General features: G+C 58.7%; 15 protein-coding genes. 6 read left to right on the top strand and 9 right to left on the bottom strand.

Annotation, left to right across the window (positions count from 1 at the left end; genetic code table 11):
- Position 1: 1 nt before the first annotated feature.
- Complete coding sequence (locus ACZ5C3_RS00310; protein ID WP_464034402.1) at positions 2–1,627, bottom strand: NADP-dependent glyceraldehyde-3-phosphate dehydrogenase; 1,626 nt, start codon at positions 1,625–1,627, stop codon at positions 2–4.
- A 232-nt stretch (positions 1,628–1,859) separates the two neighbouring features.
- Positions 1,860–2,864: a 2-hydroxyacid dehydrogenase gene (locus tag ACZ5C3_RS00305; RefSeq protein WP_464038456.1), complete on the bottom strand. Its 1,005-nt coding sequence runs from the start codon at positions 2,862–2,864 to the stop codon at positions 1,860–1,862.
- Positions 2,865–3,142: 278 nt separating this feature from the next.
- Here ACZ5C3_RS00305 and ACZ5C3_RS00300 point away from each other — a divergent pair, with 278 nt between their 5' ends.
- Positions 3,143–3,670 (top strand): SH3 domain-containing protein, encoded by a 528-nt coding sequence (locus ACZ5C3_RS00300; protein WP_464044414.1) that lies wholly within the window; start codon positions 3,143–3,145, stop codon positions 3,668–3,670.
- Positions 3,671–3,752: 82 nt separating this feature from the next.
- On the opposite strand, the gene irrA is transcribed toward ACZ5C3_RS00300, so the two are convergent.
- Positions 3,753–4,235 carry an iron response transcriptional regulator IrrA gene (irrA, locus tag ACZ5C3_RS00295; RefSeq protein ID WP_464034400.1) on the bottom strand — a complete coding sequence of 161 codons (483 nt, stop codon included), beginning with the start codon at positions 4,233–4,235 and terminating at the stop codon, positions 3,753–3,755.
- Positions 4,236–4,455: 220 nt separating this feature from the next.
- On the opposite strand from irrA, the gene fabA reads away from it, so the two are divergent.
- From fabA to ACZ5C3_RS00275, 4 genes are all read left to right on the top strand, one after another.
- Complete coding sequence (gene fabA, locus ACZ5C3_RS00290) at positions 4,456–4,986, top strand: 3-hydroxyacyl-[acyl-carrier-protein] dehydratase FabA (RefSeq protein ID WP_464034399.1); 531 nt, start codon at positions 4,456–4,458, stop codon at positions 4,984–4,986.
- Between the two features lie 76 nt (positions 4,987–5,062).
- On the top strand, positions 5,063–6,286 hold the full coding sequence (gene fabB, locus ACZ5C3_RS00285) for a beta-ketoacyl-ACP synthase I (protein ID WP_464034397.1): 1,224 nt from the start codon (positions 5,063–5,065) through the stop codon (positions 6,284–6,286).
- Positions 6,287–6,419: 133 nt separating this feature from the next.
- The gene (gene fabI / locus ACZ5C3_RS00280) at positions 6,420–7,223 is read left to right on the top strand and encodes an enoyl-ACP reductase FabI (protein WP_464044413.1); all 804 of its coding nucleotides are present in this window, start codon (positions 6,420–6,422) and stop codon (positions 7,221–7,223) included.
- 18 nt (positions 7,224–7,241) lie between these two features.
- Positions 7,242–7,709 carry a DUF1579 family protein gene (locus tag ACZ5C3_RS00275; protein WP_464034394.1) on the top strand — a complete coding sequence of 156 codons (468 nt, stop codon included), beginning with the start codon at positions 7,242–7,244 and terminating at the stop codon, positions 7,707–7,709.
- Between the two features lie 32 nt (positions 7,710–7,741).
- Here ACZ5C3_RS00275 and ACZ5C3_RS00270 read toward each other — a convergent pair whose 3' ends face one another.
- The 3 genes from ACZ5C3_RS00270 to katG all read right to left on the bottom strand — a co-directional run bounded on the left by ACZ5C3_RS00270 (position 7,742) and on the right by katG (position 11,632).
- Positions 7,742–8,338 (bottom strand): glutathione S-transferase family protein, encoded by a 597-nt coding sequence (locus ACZ5C3_RS00270; protein WP_464034392.1) that lies wholly within the window; start codon positions 8,336–8,338, stop codon positions 7,742–7,744.
- A gap of 92 nt (positions 8,339–8,430) precedes the next feature.
- Complete coding sequence (locus ACZ5C3_RS00265) at positions 8,431–9,066, bottom strand: hypothetical protein (RefSeq protein WP_464034390.1); 636 nt, start codon at positions 9,064–9,066, stop codon at positions 8,431–8,433.
- Between the two features lie 382 nt (positions 9,067–9,448).
- The gene (gene katG, locus ACZ5C3_RS00260) at positions 9,449–11,632 is read right to left on the bottom strand and encodes a catalase/peroxidase HPI (RefSeq protein ID WP_464034388.1); all 2,184 of its coding nucleotides are present in this window, start codon (positions 11,630–11,632) and stop codon (positions 9,449–9,451) included.
- 379 nt (positions 11,633–12,011) lie between these two features.
- Here katG and ACZ5C3_RS00255 point away from each other — a divergent pair, with 379 nt between their 5' ends.
- A complete protein-coding gene (locus ACZ5C3_RS00255) occupies positions 12,012–12,923 on the top strand; it encodes a LysR substrate-binding domain-containing protein (protein WP_464034387.1) in 912 nt (303 codons plus the stop codon).
- Between the two features lie 92 nt (positions 12,924–13,015).
- Here ACZ5C3_RS00255 and ACZ5C3_RS00250 read toward each other — a convergent pair whose 3' ends face one another.
- The 3 genes from ACZ5C3_RS00250 to rpsO form a co-directional block, all read right to left on the bottom strand.
- Positions 13,016–13,765 (bottom strand): superoxide dismutase, encoded by a 750-nt coding sequence (locus ACZ5C3_RS00250; RefSeq protein ID WP_464034385.1) that lies wholly within the window; start codon positions 13,763–13,765, stop codon positions 13,016–13,018.
- Between the two features lie 216 nt (positions 13,766–13,981).
- Positions 13,982–16,120 carry a polyribonucleotide nucleotidyltransferase gene (gene pnp / locus ACZ5C3_RS00245; protein WP_464044412.1) on the bottom strand — a complete coding sequence of 713 codons (2,139 nt, stop codon included), beginning with the start codon at positions 16,118–16,120 and terminating at the stop codon, positions 13,982–13,984.
- Between the two features lie 359 nt (positions 16,121–16,479).
- Positions 16,480–16,749, bottom strand: a complete 270-nt coding sequence (gene rpsO, locus ACZ5C3_RS00240; protein ID WP_424628686.1) for a 30S ribosomal protein S15 — start codon at positions 16,747–16,749, stop codon at positions 16,480–16,482.

The raw sequence follows: 16,749 nt of genomic DNA, 5'->3' as shown, positions 1-16,749 counted from the left end.
TTCAGAAGATGAATCCCGTGTTGATGAATTTGGAGTCGTGATTCTGCACGATGCTGTCCAGCAGCTTTTTGCTGGCGTCTGTCTGCTTGGCCGCGATCATCGAACGAATCGAGAATGAACGCAGCGCGTCGGTGACGGACAGCGTTCCTTCGGCAGAATCCTTGCGGCCGGTGAACGGAAAGACATCCGGCCCGCGCTGACATTGGCAATTGATGTTGACGCGGCACACCTGATTGACGAGGGGATCCACCAGCGCACCGATCATCTCAGGGCTGGATGAGAAGATGCTGACCTGCTGGCCGTGGTCGGATGTGATGACGTAATCGAGCGCGGTTTCGATATTTTCAAACGGCATCACGGGAATCACCGGCCCGAACTGTTCCTCGCGATAGAGCTTCATGCCCTCGCGAACGGGGTAGACGACGGCAGGATAAAACAAGGTGTCGTAGTGCATGCCGCCGTCGGGATTGATGATGCGGGCGCCCTTGGCAACGGCATCGTCGACGCATTGGGTCATGTAGGCCGTTTTGTCGGGCTCGGGCAGCGGCGTGATATTCACGCCTTTTTCCCACGGCATGCCGACTTTGAGCTTCGCCAATTCTTCGGAGAAACGTTTGAGAAATTGGTCCGCGATCGATTGATGCACAATCAGCATCTTCAGGGCAGTGCAGCGCTGACCATTGAACGACAATGCGCCCAGCAGGCATTCTTTCACCGCTAGCTCGATATCCGCATCAGCCAGAACGATGGCCGCATTCTTTGCATCGAGACCGAGAATGGCGCGCAGGCGGTTGGCTTTCGGATGAAGCTTCTTCAAATGATCGGCCACCTTGCTGGAGCCGATTAGGGTCAAGGTATTCACCTTGCCCGATCCCAGTAGATAGGGGACCACCTCGGCGCCGCTGCCGTAGACCGTATTGATGACGCCTTTCGGGAACGCGCTGCGGAAGGCTTCAAGCAATGGCTCGAACAAGAGGATGCCGAATTTCGGCGGCTTGAACAGCAGCGTGTTGCCCATGATGAGCGCTGGGATCAGGGTCGCGAAGGTCTCATTGAGCGGATAGTTGTAAGGGCCCATGCACAAGACGACGCCCAATGGGGTGCGCCGAATCTGACCGATGGTTCCTTCGACAACCAGGAAGCGTGAGGAGTTGTTGTCGAGATCACGCAGCGCATCGATCGTCGCCTTGATGTAGTCGACGGTGCGGTCGAATTCCTTTTCCGAATCGGAGAAGCTCTTGCCGATCTCCCACATCAGCAGTTTGACCACTTCGCTGCGGCGAGCGACCATCTGCTTCGTGAAATCCTGCATGCAGGCGATGCGTTCGGCGACACTCATGGTCGGCCACACACCGCGTCCGCTGTCGTAGGCCGCAACCGCGGCCGCCAGTGCTTCCTCGGCTTCGGGAATACCGCCGTGTGGAACGCTGCCGAGCTCGATGGACGTCAGGTTGTCACCTTCTCGAACCCGGATCGGCGAGATGACCGGCTGAGTCTTCCCGCTCCACGGTTTGAGTTCTCCCGCAACGAGTGTAGTGCGCTGGTGCAGCGGCGCATCAAGGCGATGCTCGGAAGGAATGTCGCTGGCTTTTGGAAAAAGGCTTTTGAGAAATTGCTGGTCAATCACGGCGTACCCTTTCGACCATCTCGGTAGAGTCGGATTATCGTAGGGTAACGCGGCAACAATAGGATGTCAGGCAGGATGGCAGCATTGCATCACGATCGGGTTCAACACCGACCGTGGCCACCGTTTGTCTACTATCCCAGCGCCACCAGCGTTGCGCGCCTTCATTGCTTTCATTGCGGAATGGCGAAAGCCGGACAAATGGAAGCTGCGCCGGACGTAAGCTATCGATCGATCAACCGATACCCGGTAGCACGCGGTCAGGCGGGCGGTGACCGTCGAGGAAGGTGCGGATGTTGATCATCACCTTGTCGCCCATTTCGACGCGGCCTTCGAGGGTGGCCGAGCCCATGTGGGGCAGCAGCACGACCTTGCCGGCTTTGGCCAATCTGACGAGCTTTGGATTCACGGCGGGTTCGTGTTCGAACACATCGAGTGCTGCACCACCGATCTCACCCTCTTCGAGCAGTTTGGTGAGGGTTGCCTCATCGATCACCTCACCGCGTGCGGTGTTGATGATGTAGGCGTCCTTGCGGATCAGTTTCAGTCGCCGTGCCGAGAGCAGATGGAACGTAGCCGGTGTGTGCGGACAGTTCACCGAGATGAAGTCCATCCGGGCCAGCATCTGGTCGAGGCTGTCCCAATACGTTGCGCCCAACTCTTCTTCGATTTGCGGAGCGACCGGTTTGCGGTTGTGATAGTGGATCTGCAGTCCGAAGGCATGCGCGCGGCGTGCGACTGCCTGACCGATGCGACCCATGCCGATAATGCCGAGGCGCTTGCCGCCAATGCGGTGGCCGAGCATCCATGTGGGCGACCATCCCTGCCAGTCCTCGTTGCCCGAGGTGAGGATCGATGCGCCCTCGACCAGCCGGCGCGGCACCGCAAGGAGCAGAGCCATCGTCATGTCGGCAGTATCTTCGGTCAGAACTTTCGGCGTGTTGGTGACGGTGATGCCGCGCGCATGCGCTGCGGCCACATCGATGTTGTCGACACCGTTGCCGAAATTCGCAATCAGCTTGAGGCGCGCTTCCGGCTGGTTGAGGATCTCTGCGGTAATCTGATCGGAAACGGTCGGAACCAGAATATCCGCCGTCCGGACGGCCTCGGCGAGCTGCTCAGCCGTCATCGGCGTATCGTCGAGATTGAGGCGGGTATCGAAAAGCTCGCGCATGCGAGTCTCGGTGCTGTCCGGCAGTCGCCGGGTCACCACAACCAGAGGCTTTTTCTTACCCGAGATCATTCTCTCGCAAATTCCTTGAGATTCCTACGCAATCAGATGCTTCCGTCTGCGCTGTTCAGTCCACATTAACCGGCTTGCACGAAGGTGGAAATTCGATGCCGGTCAGGGGAGCTTTGTACTGCATTTCAGGCGGTTGGCGTTGAGACCCTCTCTAGCAGAAGGCCGCGCCAAGACAAGAACCCGCGAGTTCCACATGCGGGTGATCAGCGGGATTGTCGCAGAGCTCAGACAGGCAGCGGGAAAGGGGCGCTGGGGCGCGGTACAGGGATAGCGTAATGGGGTTGAAGTCGAGTTTTGCGTCGCTGGCGGCTGTCAGCATCTTGTGGGCTGCAATGTGCACAGCGGGGATCGCGGCCAAGGATATGCCGGCAACAACAAGCGGGCTGCCGGTGCCGCGTTATGTCAGCCTGAAATCGGATCATGTGAATGTCCGTGCTGGTCCCACCAAGGATCAGGACGTCACCTGGATTTACACCCGCGCAGGCCTGCCGGTGGAAATTACCGCAGAATTCGAGAATTGGCGCCGCGTCCGGGATTCGGAAGGCTCGGAAGGCTGGGTTTATCACTCGCTGTTGTCGGGAAAGCGGACCGCGGTGGTCACAATGAAAAACAAGAGCGATCTTGTATCTATTTATGACAGCCCGGATCCGAAAAGTGCTGTTGCAGCGCGATTGCAGGCCGGCGTGGTCGCGCAGGTTAAACGCTGCAATGACGGATGGTGCCGTGTCACGGGCGATGGCTTCGACGGCTGGATCGAACAGCAGCGGCTGTGGGGCGTTTACGCCGATGAAAAGGTGAACTGACGTTCCACGCAGTTTTCACTGCAAAATCAAACGCGCGGGCTTTCACCCGCGCGACAAAATCTAGAAAAATGAGAAATAACGATCAGCGCTTTTTGCGCAGACGCACGACCATATCGATGCGGCTGATCTCGTAGCCTTCCGGCACGTCAGGCATCTTCTGCAACACGAGATTGGGGTCGGGGATATCGACCAGCTCGTGATTGCCCTCCATGTAGAAATGGTGGTGTGCGGTGGTGTTGGTATCGAAGTAGGTCTTGGTGCCGTCCACGCTGACCTGGCGAAGCAGGCCGGCCTCAGTCAACTGATTGAGCGTGTTGTAGACGGTCGCAAGCGATACCGGCACCTTGGCGTGCGTGGCTTCTTCGTAGAGCATTTCCGCCGTCAAATGGCGTCCACCCTTGCCGAACAGCAGCCAACCCAAAGCCATACGCTGGCGCGTGGGGCGCAAGCCGACCGATTGCAGCATCTCATTGACGTCATGCCACGGACAGCCAGTCAGCATTGGCGCATGGATGTGGCCGTGCGCCTCGTCATGATCCTTATCCGTGGTCGTAAGATCGTTCATCAAGATCACTCAACACTACGAGGGGCCCAAGTGGGGCCGGAAAACCCTATTTCCCAGAACTATAAGAAAAGATGCACTTACATGCAAGTTTTTCGCAACTAGGTCTGCTATGCAGTGCGTAAAAACCACCCAATTTAGCTGGTTCCGGGCCACTTTGACCCCCGCCGTGGCTATGTTAGGAGGTCCTAAACCACTTTAAATCCCAAATTGAGGTCCGGAAATGAAAGATCGCCAAGCCAGCTATACCTATGAAGAATTGCTGGCCTGCGGTCGAGGTGAGTTGTTTGGTCCCGGCAATGCGCAACTGCCGCTGCCGCCAATGCTGATGTTCGATCGCATTACGGAAATTAACGATAACGGCGGTGAATACGGCAAAGGCCTGGTCCGCGCTGAACTCGATGTGAATTCAGACCTTTGGTTTTTCGGCTGCCATTTCAAAGGCGATCCCGTGATGCCTGGCTGCCTCGGACTTGATGCGCTCTGGCAGATGGTAGGGTTTTTCCTTGGCTGGTCGGGCGGCGCAGGACGCGGCCGCGCGCTTGGTCTCGGCGATCTGAAGTTTTCAGGTCAAGTGCTGCCGAACATCACCAAGGTTGTGTACAACATCGACATCAAGCGCGTGATGCGCTCAAAGCTGGTGCTTGGTGTCGCCGATGGGTGGCTTTCATCTGACGGCGAGATTATCTATCGCGCCAAGGACTTGAAGGTGGGGCTGTTCCAGCAGGACGCCGCAATGCAACCGGGAACATGATGCAGGGCTGCTTCATTGGGCTGTCGCATCCTGGTCGGACTGTCGGGGCAATTGAAATAACGAGGGCGAAGCGATCATGAGACGGGTTGTCGTCACAGGGATGGGCATTGTCTCGTCCATCGGAAACAACACTCAGGAAGTGCTTGCGAGCCTCTACGAGGCCAAGCCCGGAATCTCGCGTGCGGAAGATTATGCGAAGATGGGATTCCGCTCGCAGGTGCATGGCGCGCCGACGCTCAATCCTGCTGAGGTGATCGATCGTCGTGCGATGCGATTCCTGGCGGAAGGCGCCGCATGGAATCACGTCGCCATGGAACAGGCGATTCAGGATTCCGGCTTAGAGCCGTCGGACGTGTCGAATGTCCGCACCGGTATCATCATGGGGTCCGGTGGGCCGTCTGCGCGGACCATCGTCGAATCCGCCGACATCACGCGCACCAAGGGCCCGAAGCGCGTTGGTCCGTTCGCGGTACCGAAAGCCATGTCATCAACCGCTTCTGCGACACTCGCGACCTGGTTCAAGATCAAGGGCGTGAACTATTCGATCTCGTCGGCTTGCGCGACGTCGAACCATTGCATCGGCAATGCGTACGAGACGATTCAGATGGGCAAGCAGGATGTGATCTTCGCCGGTGGTTGCGAAGAGCTCGACTGGTCGCTGTCGGTCCTGTTCGATGCCATGGGCGCGATGTCGTCCAAGTACAATGATACGCCATCGACGGCTTCGCGCGCCTATGACGTCAACCGCGATGGTTTCGTCATTGCCGGCGGTGCGGGCGTGGTCGTGCTCGAAGAACTCGAGCATGCGAAAGCCCGTGGCGCACGCATTTACGGGGAAATCGTCGGTTACGGCGCGACCTCTGATGGTTACGACATGGTGGCGCCGTCAGGTGAGGGCGCCGAGCGCTGCATGAGGATGGCGCTTGAGACGGTGAAGACGCCGATCGATTACATTAATCCGCATGCGACATCGACGCCGGCCGGCGATCCGCCGGAGATCAACGCGATCCGCAATGTCTTCGGCGCTGGCGACAAGTGCCCGCCCATCTCGGCCACCAAGTCGCTGACGGGGCACTCACTGGGCGCCACCGGTGTGCAGGAAGCGATCTACTCGCTGCTGATGATGAACAATGGTTTCATCTGCGAGAGTGCGAACATCACCGAACTTGATCCGGTGTTCGCCGATATGCCGATCGTGCGCAAGCGCATCGATAACGTCAAAGTCGGCACGGTGCTGTCGAACTCGTTCGGCTTTGGCGGAACGAATGCGACGCTTGTCTTCAAGCGGCTCGATGCGTGATCGATGCGCCGGCCACGGTCCTGGGTCGGCGCGTTCGCGTCTTTGATTCCGGCGAGATGCGCCGGAATTGGCACCTTGATTGTTATCGCTCGCTGATAGGCGCGCCCGCGTTTCTCTTTGATGGAAATCTGACATGACCAATTTGATGCAAGGCAAGCGCGGGCTCATCATGGGCGTCGCCAACGACCATTCGATTGCATGGGGCATCGCCAAGACGCTCGCCGCACAGGGCGCGGAGCTTGCGTTCACCTATCAGGGCGACGCGCTCGGCAAGCGCGTGAAACCGCTGGCGGAGTCACTGAATGCAGAATTGGTCCTGCCGTGTGATGTCGAGGATATCGCGAGCGTTGATGCTGTGTTCGCCACACTCAAAGAGAAGTGGGGTACGCTGGATTTCCTGGTGCACGCCATCGGCTTCTCGGACAAGAACGAGCTGAAGGGCCGTTATGCCGATACCACCCGCGCGAATTTTTCCCGCACGATGGTGATTTCCTGCTTCTCATTCACGGAAGTGGCAAAGCGCGCGGCTGAGTTGATGCCAAACGGCGGATCGATGATCACGCTGACGTTTGGCGGTTCGACGCGCGTGATGCCGAACTACAACGTCATGGGCGTCGCCAAGGCGGCGCTGGAAGCTTCGGTTCGCTATCTCGCCGCAGATTATGGGCGCAGTGGAATCCGCATCAATTCGATTTCTGCAGGCCCGATTCGTACGCTGGCGGGGTCCGGCATCGGCGATGCGCGCGCGATGTTTGCCTTCCAGCAAAAGCATTCGCCGCTCGGGCGCGGTGTCACTCTCGAAGAGCTCGGTGGCACGGCGCTCTACTTCCTGTCGGATCTGTCAGGCGGTGTGACGGGCGAAACGCACTTTGTTGATTCTGGTTACAACATCATCTCGATGCCGCATCCGGATGCATTGAAGGCTGACGAAGCGTAATTCGTCTGCGTAGCCGCCGTGCCGTCCCTGACCGATCATCATCGTCGTCTTGCTGCCCTCTCGGGCCGCTTTGTGGGGAGCGATGATGTCGCGCCGACACAATGGGGGCCGGGAAGAACAGCCGACGTTGAGTTGTCCGGCGCGATGACGCTGGGTGGTTTCTGGCTTGCGCTTGATCACAAGCAACATAGCAATGGTGAAACGATCTTCGAGGCGCACGCCCGACTGACTTGGGACGCGGAAGCGGCCCAATACGTCATGGCCTGGTTCGACGGCTTCGGATTCGTGCCGCCATCGCTCGCGCGTGGTGACTGGGTGGGCTCCGATCTCGTCCTGATACGCACTTCCCCGCGCGGCATGGCGCGGCACACATTCAGTCCGGCCGAAAACTCTCTGGCGACGCAAGTCGAAAATTCATTCGATGGCGGCACCACCTGGTCGGTGGTGATGACAGGGCGTTACCGTCGCATCGGCCAGACGGTGTAGCGGCGATCACGCTTCATCTCTTCCTGCCGCGATTATCCCGCTGCGATCACGGTGGCGCGCTGAAACGCGGGCCGCGCGGCGCACGCATCGATATAGCGATCGAATGACGGGCGTGTTGGCACCATCTTAAAAAGCCTTACCGCAAAGTTGAGGCCGGACCCGACGATGATGTCGGCGGCGGAGAATGTGTCTCCCAGCAGCCAAGGTCCTTTTTCGAGTGCCTTGTCGAGCACGTCGAACACTTGTGTTGCATCGCCCCACGCAGCCGTGCTGGTCGGCACTTCGATCTTGGTGAAGATCTGGATCAATGCCGGCTCGATGCAGCTCGGCGCAAAGAACAGCCATTGCAAATATTTCGCGCGGCGCGGATCGCCGGGCGGAGGCGCCAGTTTGGCTTCCGGATAACGTTCAGCGACGTAGGCGCAAATCGCCGCGGCCTCTGCGATGGTCACGCCGCCGTCCTTAAGCGCAGGGACCTTACCCATGGGATTGATCGCGAGAAATTCAGGTTTCTTTTGCGCGCCGGTCGAGATGTCGGTCAGGACGCGTTCGTAAGGTTGACCCGCTTCTTCCATCAGCCACAGAGCCGAAAATGAACGGGAACGTGGCGACCAATAGATCTGCATCATTTGGCTTCTCCCTAGGTAAGCGCTTTCGCCGGTTATCTTTAGATTCGGTTGCTGTTGAATGACGTCGCCGCCTCGTTCTCGGAGCGGCGTTGTTATCTGCCAGGCTGCAGTAAGTCAGGCAACGTTCTGTCGAGACTCGTTGCGAGAAGCGCGCGCGTGTCATCGCGGAATTTTGGGTCGTTGATGGCATCCGACGGCGTCGCGGGAAACAAGGCTTCATCAAACTGACGATGAGGTCCGCGAATAGGTTCCATGATCAACGCACGAGAAATCAGTGACTCCTCGTTGGTCGAGGCCGCACCATGCTTGCTCATCTCGAAACTCCGGCCATCAAAGACATAAATGTGTGTCAGGGCGAAAATATAGGCTCGGTTCGGTAGTGCGTTCCAATGGACCAAGCCAATGCCGCTAACTGACTGGTTGGTACCGCTAAATCTGCTGGCAATAGGTGTTACGAGCACATAACGTTCACAACTTAGACCCGCTGTTACCTGTTGAAAAACGTTCTTGAGTTCGGCGCTGGTGCTTCCAAACAAGCCAGGCAGTCGGACGCCGACGAATGCGTCTTTGGCGTAAGTAACTCGCCGCACACCGCTCCCACCAGCAGCGGTTCGGACTCTTGCGACCACGAGATCGTCAAGGCCCCATCCGGTTGTGACCACCTCATTTAGTTCATTGCCGAACACCGTGAAGCCGACTTTTTGAACTGAGATTTTCTCGCCAATCATGGCGATAACGCCGATGCGGCATGGGCCGCTCTCTGTCGCCTGCGGAGGCTTCTGAGCGGCTTTGGCTTTCGGTGCAGACTTCTTGACGGCCGGCTTGGTGACTGCGGGAGGCGATGGCTGAGTTTGCGTCCATCCCGGAGTCGCCAAGCAACACACAAGGAATGCAATGATCAGCCGAACCATAGTGGACTCCGAAGATTTCGCCTTCGGCTGACACAGAGGAGGGTCTGTTGCTGCAGGCAAGGACGCGTGCAACCTAGAGTTCGGTTCCCGCCAAGGCAATACTTCGATGCGGCCCTCCAAAGGAATGCAGCACCCGGAAAAGAAACAGCCCTCGCGACAAAGTCGCGAGGGCTGCAGTTCAGTCAACCAAGTTCAGCGATCACTTGAGATCGAAGCGATCGAGATTCATCACCTTGGTCCACGCGGCAACGAAATCCTTCGCGAACTTTTCCTTCGCGTCTGAACTGGCGTACACCTCGGCCAAAGCACGCAGGACCGAATTCGAGCCGAACACAAGGTCGGTACGGGTACCGGTCCATTTGACGGCACCGGTCTTGCGGTCACGCCCTTCGAACACATTCTGTGCGTCAGGGATTGCCTTCCACTGCGTGCTCATGTCCAGCAGGTTGACGAAGAAGTCGTTCGTCAGCGCTCCCGGCTTGTCAGTGAACACGCCATGCTTGGCTCCGCCAGTATTGATGTTGATCGTGCGCAGACCTCCGATCAATGCTGTCATCTCCGGCGCGGTCAATGTCAGCAATTGCGCTTTATCGATCAGGGCCACCTCGGCCGGTACCGAGAGTCCGTCCTTCTCATAGTTACGGAAACCGTCTGCGAAAGGCTCCATGACGGAGAAGGCGTGGACATCGGTCTGTTCTTCCGAGGCATCCGTGCGGCCAGGAGTGAAAGGCACGGCCGCATCATGGCCAGCAGCTTTCGCCGCCAGTTCGACGCCAACATTGCCCGCGAGCACGATCAGGTCGGCCAGCGAAACCCTCTTGCCGCCAGACTGCGACGCGTTGAACTCCCTCTGAATCTCCTCGAGACGAGAGATAACCTTCGCAAGCTGCGCAGACTCGTTGACTGCCCAATCCTTCTGCGGCGCAAAACGGACGCGCGCACCGTTGGCGCCGCCACGCTTGTCCCCACCGCGGAAGGTCGAGGCCGAGGCCCAGGCCGTGCCAACGAGTTCGGACACGGTCAGACCGGCGGTCTTTATCTTAGCCTTCAATGCGGCGACATCGGCCTCGTCAATCAACGGATGATCGACGGCGGGCACGGGATCTTGCCAGATCAGCACTTCCTTCGGCGCTTCCGGACCCAGATAGCGCGCGCGCGGGCCCAGATCGCGATGGGTCAACTTGAACCATGCACGTGCGAAGGCTTCAGCAAACGCCTGCGGGTTCTCCAGGAACCGGCGCGAGATCTTCTCGTAGGCCGGGTCCATGCGCAGCGACAGGTCAGTGGTCAGCATGGTCGGCTTGTGCTTTTTCGACGGATCGTGCGCATCTGGGATGACCGCTTCAGCGTCCTTGGCTTCCCACTGGATGGCGCCGGCAGGGCTGCGGGTCTGCACCCATTCGTACTTGAACAGGTTTTCGAAGAAGAAGTTGCTCCACTGCGCAGGCGTCTGCGTCCAGGTGACTTCGATACCGCTGCCGATCGCATCGCCGGCGCTACCGGAACCGTAGCTGCTGACCCAGCCCAAGCCCTGCGCCTCGATGTCTGCGGCTTCGGGGTTTGGACCTTTGTGAGACTCTGCCGCAGCGCCGTGGGTCTTGCCGAAGGTGTGACCACCGCCAATCAGCGCGACGGTCTCTTCATCGTTCATCGCCATTCGCGCGAAGGTTTCACGGATGAACGCGGCTGCGGACACCGGATCACCATTGGCGCCCGGACCTTCCGGATTGACGTAGATCAGGCCCATTTCGGTGGCGCCGAGGTGAGTCGTGAGCTTGTCGAGCGGTCGGTGCTTCAGCCACTCAGTCTCGGAGCCCCAGTTCACGTCGTGATCCGGCTCCCAGGTGTCCTCGCGGCCCGCGGCAAAACCGAACGTGCGAAACCCCATCGTCTCCAACGCCACGTTGCCGGTGAGGATCAGCAGGTCCGCCCAAGAAATCTTCTGACCGTACTTCTGCTTGATCGGCCACAGCAGACGGCGTGACTTATCGATGTTGACGTTGTCCGGCCAAGAGTTGAGCGGAGCAAAGCGCTGCTGGCCACGGCCACCTCCGCCGCGACCGTCGCTCAGGCGATAGGTGCCGGCAGCGTGCCAGGACATACGGACGAACTGCGGACCGTAATGTCCGAAGTCGGCAGGCCACCAGCTCTGCGAATCAGTCATCAGCTTGCGCAGGTCATTCTTCAGCGCTTCGTAATCGAGCTTCTTGAATTCTTCCCGATAGTTGAACGTCCGGCCCAGCGGATCGGATTTTGACGAATGCTGGTTGAGCAGGTCGACGCGCAACTGGTTAGGCCACCAAGCGCTGCTCTGGGTGCCGCCGCCCGCTCCGTGGTTGACCGGACACTTGCCGGTGCTCGTCTCATCAGTTTTCTTGTCCATGATTCTCTCCAATGCTGTTCTGCAAGTTTCTTCGTGGTGATCCGTATCGAATGACTCTGACTTCCATGAGCTGCGAGCCTGCCGGAGCTAGCTGAATCAGGTAGATCAGCGCTCGGATTATTTCCGGGTGTCGGCATTCGGTAGCCGGCCGTGCATGGCCGTTGGCGCGGGACGATCTCCTTCCGGCAGAGCTTATATCGCTTCAGGCGGTGAACGGGTCTGGCTGAACCCGGGATGAGTTCAAAAGCTCTCTGATTTCAGTCGCTTAGCTGAGGTCAAGGCGCGACCTTCATTCACCGCGTAAGTGAGATTTTGGAAGATATCTAAGATCAGGTCCAGTCGATTTGCTTTGGCGTCTCGATAAGTTTATCTGATCGATATGATCACCCTGCGACAGCTTAAATATTTGTCCGCGCTGGCCCGGCACGGCCATTTCGGCCGCGCTGCCGAGGATTGTGCGGTGACCCAGCCGGCGCTCTCGATGCAGATTCGCGATCTCGAAAAAATGCTGGGACTTGCGCTGGTCGAGCGTCGGCCTGGTGATGTGACGCTGACCGAAGCGGGTGCGGAGATTGTGCGACGTGGCGACGAGGTGTTGGCCAAGTCACGCGACCTGATGGATTTTGCGCGTCAGCGAGCGCGGCCGTTGGTAGGGCGTCTCACGCTAGGAGTCATTCCATCGTTAGCTCCCTATGTGCTGCCGAAAATCCTCCCGCGCTTGCAGGGGCGCTTCCCTGAACTGCGGCTCGAACTGCGCGAAACCCAGACGCGGCAGTTGCTCGACGAAGTCAAAAGCGGCGCGCTCGATGTGGCGATGCTGGCGTTGCCAATCCACGAAGCAGACCTCGCGACCATTCATCTGTTCAACGACGAATTTCTGCTGGCAGTGCCACTGGACGATACTCGTGCCGAGAACAAGCGTGTCGCCGCCCACGATATCGATCAAAGCCGTCTGATCCTGCTTGAGGACGGACATTGTTTGCGTGATCAGGCGCTTGCATTCTGCGCGACAGTGCCGCGCGCCCGCACAAACGGTGCAACGAATAGCGGCGGCATGACGTTCGGTGCGAGCAGCCTCGCGACAGTCATTCAGATGGTTGCAAACGGCTACGGCATTACGCTGATTCCGCAAATTGCCGCTGATGTCGAGCAGCGCGACGGCCGCGTGAAGTTTCTTCGGTTCGAAGAACCGCAGCCAGGCCGCAGCATCGGTCTTGTGTATCGCCGAACATCGCCGCGCAAACAGGATTTCGTTGCGCTAGGCGATGTGGTGAAGGAAAGCCTTATTTAAAAGGCGATTTGAGGCGGGGCACTATCAACCGCCAAAGCAAAATGGCCGGGACACAGACCCGGCCATCGCATTTCGAATCGATATTACGTGATTTACACGCCCAACGTTCCGGCTTTCGCCGCGGCGTAACGTTCGCCAACCTTCGTCCAGTTCACTGTATTCCACCACGCCTTGAGATAATCCGGGCGTCGGTTCTGGTAGTGGAGATAGTAGGCGTGTTCCCAGACGTCGTTGCCCATCAGCACACGCTTGCCATCCATCAGCGGCGTGTCTTGGTTAGGTTTCGCCTCGATGGCGAGTTTGCCGTCTTTGGAGACAGTCACGAACACCCACCCAGATCCGAATTGTTTGACACCTGCTGCGTTGAAGTCGGTCTGGAATTTCTCCATGCCGCCGAGGTCGCGATCGATGGCGGCGAGTACGTCGCCTGATGGCTTTCCGCCATTCGGCCCCATGATCTGCCAGAACATGGTGTGATTGGCATGACCGCCTAGATTGTTGCGCACGGTCGTTTTGATGTCGTCGTTCAGCGTGTTGAGATTGTCGAGAATGTTTTCGATCGGCATCGTGCCTAGCTGCGGATTGTTCTTGGCGACGGTGTTCATCGCGTTGACGTAAGCCGCATGATGTTTGTCATGATGGATTTCCATCGTCTTGGCATCGATGTGCGGCTCGAGCGCGTTGGTCGGATAGGTGAGCTGCGGCAGCGTAAAAGGTCCGGTCACGGGCGTTGCCGCTGGCGTCGGCGCCGTCGCTTGCGCGAAGACGATGCGCGGCGATGCGGCAACCGCAGCGAGACCGCTTGCCGCAACAAAGAGTCGGCGACGTGAAATCGGTGACATGTTCTCTCTCCTGAGATTCGCAGGTGTGAAGCGAGTGCAACGATCTTTTGCCTGCCGTTTGTTGCACGAAGTTGTCAAAGGCACTTAACGCGCGATGCCCTCAATTGTGCCGCAACGCGTCATGTGACGGCTGTGCGAACCAATTCCTGAAGTGAATCAGCCAACAAAAAGGGGCGGCAAAATGCCACCCCTTTGTCTCACACGATGTTTTGAAGCTTACTCCGCGGCGGGGACGCCTTCGGGCTTCGCTTCGAGATCTTCGCCGGTCTCCTGATCGACAGCCTTCATCGACAGACGGACCTTGCCGCGATCGTCGAGGCCAAGCAGCTTGACCTTGACCTTGTCGCCTTCCTTGACGACGTCGGAGGTCTTTTGAACGCGGTTGGCCGCGAGCTGGCTGATGTGAACAAGACCGTCCTTCGGTCCGAAGAAATTCACGAAGGCACCGAACTCCATGACCTTCACGACAGTGCCGTCATAGATCTGGCCGACTTCCGGATCGGAAGCGATCGACTTGATCCACTTGATGGCCGCGCGGATGGCTTCGCCGTTGGCCGACGCCACCTTCACGGTGCCGTCGTCCTCGATGTTGATCTTGGCGCCGGTTTTTTCGACGATCTCGCGGATCACCTTGCCGCCGGTGCCGATCACTTCACGGATCTTGTCGGTCGGGATCTGCAGCACCTCGATGCGCGGTGCATGTTCACCGAGTTCAGCACGTGCTGCGGTAAGAGCCTTCGCCATTTCGCCGAGGATGTGAATGCGGCCGTCCTTCGCCTGAGCGAGAGCTACCTTCATGATCTCTTCGGTGATGCCGGCAATCTTGATGTCCATCTGCAGCGATGTGACGCCCTTTTCAGTGCCAGCTACCTTGAAGTCCATGTCGCCGAGGTGATCCTCATCGCCGAGAATGTCCGACAACACTGCGTAACGCGCGTCTTCCAGAATGAGGCCCATCGCGATGCCCGCGGTCGGCCGCTTCAGAGGAACGCCGGCATCCATCAGAGCAAGCGAAGCGCCGCAAACTGATGCCATCGACGACGAGCCGTTCGATTCGGTGATCTCGGAGACGACGCGCAGCGTGTAGGGGAATTCGTGATGCGCGGGAAGAACCGGATGGATCGCGCGCCAGGCGAGCTTGCCATGGCCGATTTCGCGGCGGCCGGGCGAGCCCATGCGGCCCGTTTCACCCACCGAGAAGGGAGGGAAGTTGTAATGCAGAAGGAAGGTCTCTTTGTACGTACCCGACAGCGAGTCGATGAACTGCTCATCTTCACCGGTGCCAAGCGTGGTCACAACGAGCGCTTGCGTTTCACCGCGGGTGAACAGCGCTGAGCCGTGTGCACGCGGCAGTACGCCAACCTCCGCCACGATCGGGCGCACGGTTTTGACGTCACGTCCGTCGATACGCTTCCCGGTGTCGAGGATGTTCCAGCGAACGATCTTCGCTTCCAGCTCCTTGAACACGCCGGCAATGCGGAGCTTGTCGTATTTCGGCTCCTGACCTTCAGGGAAGAAGTGAGCCATCACCTTTTCCTTGGCGACGCCGACCGCGTTGTAACGGTCCTGCTTCACAGGAATCGCATAGGCGGTGCGCAGCTGCTGCTCGATCAAGCCGAGCATTTCCTTTTCGATCGCAGAATTGTCGATGACCTTGACCTCGCGCGGCTCCTTCGCCGCCTTTTCCGCGAGTTCAATGATCGCCTGGATGACCGGCTGGAAGTGGCGATGACCGAACATCACCGCAGCGAGCATCACCTCTTCTGGCAGTTCCTTGGCTTCCGATTCGACCATCAGCACGGCGTCGGCAGTGCCTGCCACGACGAGCTCGAGCTGGGTATCGGTCATCTCGTCAAGTGACGGATTAAGGATGAATTCGTTGTTGCTGAACGCAACGCGGGCTGCGCCGACCGGGCCCATGAAGGGAACGCCGGACAATGTCAGCGCGGCTGAAGCCGCAACCATCGCCACGATGTCAGGATCGTTTTCCATGTCGTGGGACAGCGTGGTGACGATGACCTGCGTGTCGCAGCGATAACCGTCGGCGAACAGCGGGCGGATCGGGCGATCGATCAGGCGGGAAACCAGCGTTTCCTTTTCCGTCGGGCGGCCCTCACGCTTGAAATAGCCACCGGGAATGCGGCCGGCCGCGTAGGTCTTTTCCTGGTAGTTGACGGTCAGCGGCAGGAAGTCGATGCCTTCCTTCGGCGTCTTCGCCGACACCACGGTCGCCATCACGATGGTCTCGCCGTAGGTCGCAATCACGGCACCGTCGGCCTGACGTGCAATCTTGCCGGTCTCAAGCTTGAGCGGACGTCCGCCCCAGTCCAGTTCGACTGAATGAACATTAAACATTGGAGATATCTTTCATGGGTTCGCGGAATTCGCGGAAGCCTAAAACACAAAAACCATGCGCAAGATTGCGAGACGCTGATTGCAAGGCGACTACGGCCTCAGCGTCCGGCGATCCTGCCATGGTCTTCGTGTTGTGAATGGCTTCCATCCCTTCCGATGGGACGGGCCAGGGATAATGGCCTTGACCCGCGCGACGGGCACCTTGCCCGTCATTGTCCAGCCGCCGGATTGCTGCTGAACCAGAATGCGGACAACCATTTGCCCGCATGGGTGCGATGTAAGGAATGGCCACAACCGGAAAACCGGCACTTGCTCTGCGGCCACACCCGTGCGCGCGCTTCAATACGCGCGCCAACTCGTCAGCGACGGATGTTGTGCTTTTCGAGCAGCGCCTTGTAGCGCGCCTCGTCCTTCTTCTTGACGTAGTCGAGAAGCGAACGGCGCGTGGAGACGAGCTTCAGAAGACCACGGCGGGAATGGTTGTCCTTGCTGTGGGTCTTGAAATGCTCGGTGAGGTTGGCAATGCGTTCCGACAGGATCGCGACCTGAACCTCGGGCGAACCGGTATCACCGGCCTTGTTTGCGTTATTCTTGATGACTTCCGCTTTGCGTTCTGCGGCTATCGACAT

The organism is Afipia dichlorophenoxyacetatis (assembly GCF_055386385.1).
Note: the sequence above shows the minus strand (reverse complement) of the source record. Positions and strands in the feature narration are given on the sequence as shown.

Bases quoted from the DNA above. Each gene is read 5' to 3' on its own strand.
- ACZ5C3_RS00250 (WP_464034385.1), bottom strand. From the start codon at position 13,765: ATGTCACCGATTTCACGTCGCCGACTCTTTGTTGCGGCAAGCGGTCTC.
- irrA (WP_464034400.1), bottom strand. From the start codon at position 4,235: ATGAACGATCTTACGACCACGGATAAGGATCATGACGAGGCGCACGGC.
- fabI (WP_464044413.1), top strand. From the start codon at position 6,420: ATGACCAATTTGATGCAAGGCAAGCGCGGGCTCATCATGGGCGTCGCC.
- fabB (WP_464034397.1), top strand. From the start codon at position 5,063: ATGAGACGGGTTGTCGTCACAGGGATGGGCATTGTCTCGTCCATCGGA.
- katG (WP_464034388.1), bottom strand. From the start codon at position 11,632: ATGGACAAGAAAACTGATGAGACGAGCACCGGCAAGTGTCCGGTCAAC.
- ACZ5C3_RS00265 (WP_464034390.1), bottom strand. From the start codon at position 9,066: ATGATTGGCGAGAAAATCTCAGTTCAAAAAGTCGGCTTCACGGTGTTC.
- rpsO (WP_424628686.1), bottom strand. From the start codon at position 16,749: ATGTCGATAGCCGCAGAACGCAAAGCGGAAGTCATCAAGAATAACGCA.
- ACZ5C3_RS00270 (WP_464034392.1), bottom strand. From the start codon at position 8,338: ATGATGCAGATCTATTGGTCGCCACGTTCCCGTTCATTTTCGGCTCTG.
- fabA (WP_464034399.1), top strand. From the start codon at position 4,456: ATGAAAGATCGCCAAGCCAGCTATACCTATGAAGAATTGCTGGCCTGC.
- pnp (WP_464044412.1), bottom strand. From the start codon at position 16,120: ATGTTTAATGTTCATTCAGTCGAACTGGACTGGGGCGGACGTCCGCTC.
- ACZ5C3_RS00255 (WP_464034387.1), top strand. From the start codon at position 12,012: ATGATCACCCTGCGACAGCTTAAATATTTGTCCGCGCTGGCCCGGCAC.
- ACZ5C3_RS00300 (WP_464044414.1), top strand. From the start codon at position 3,143: ATGGGGTTGAAGTCGAGTTTTGCGTCGCTGGCGGCTGTCAGCATCTTG.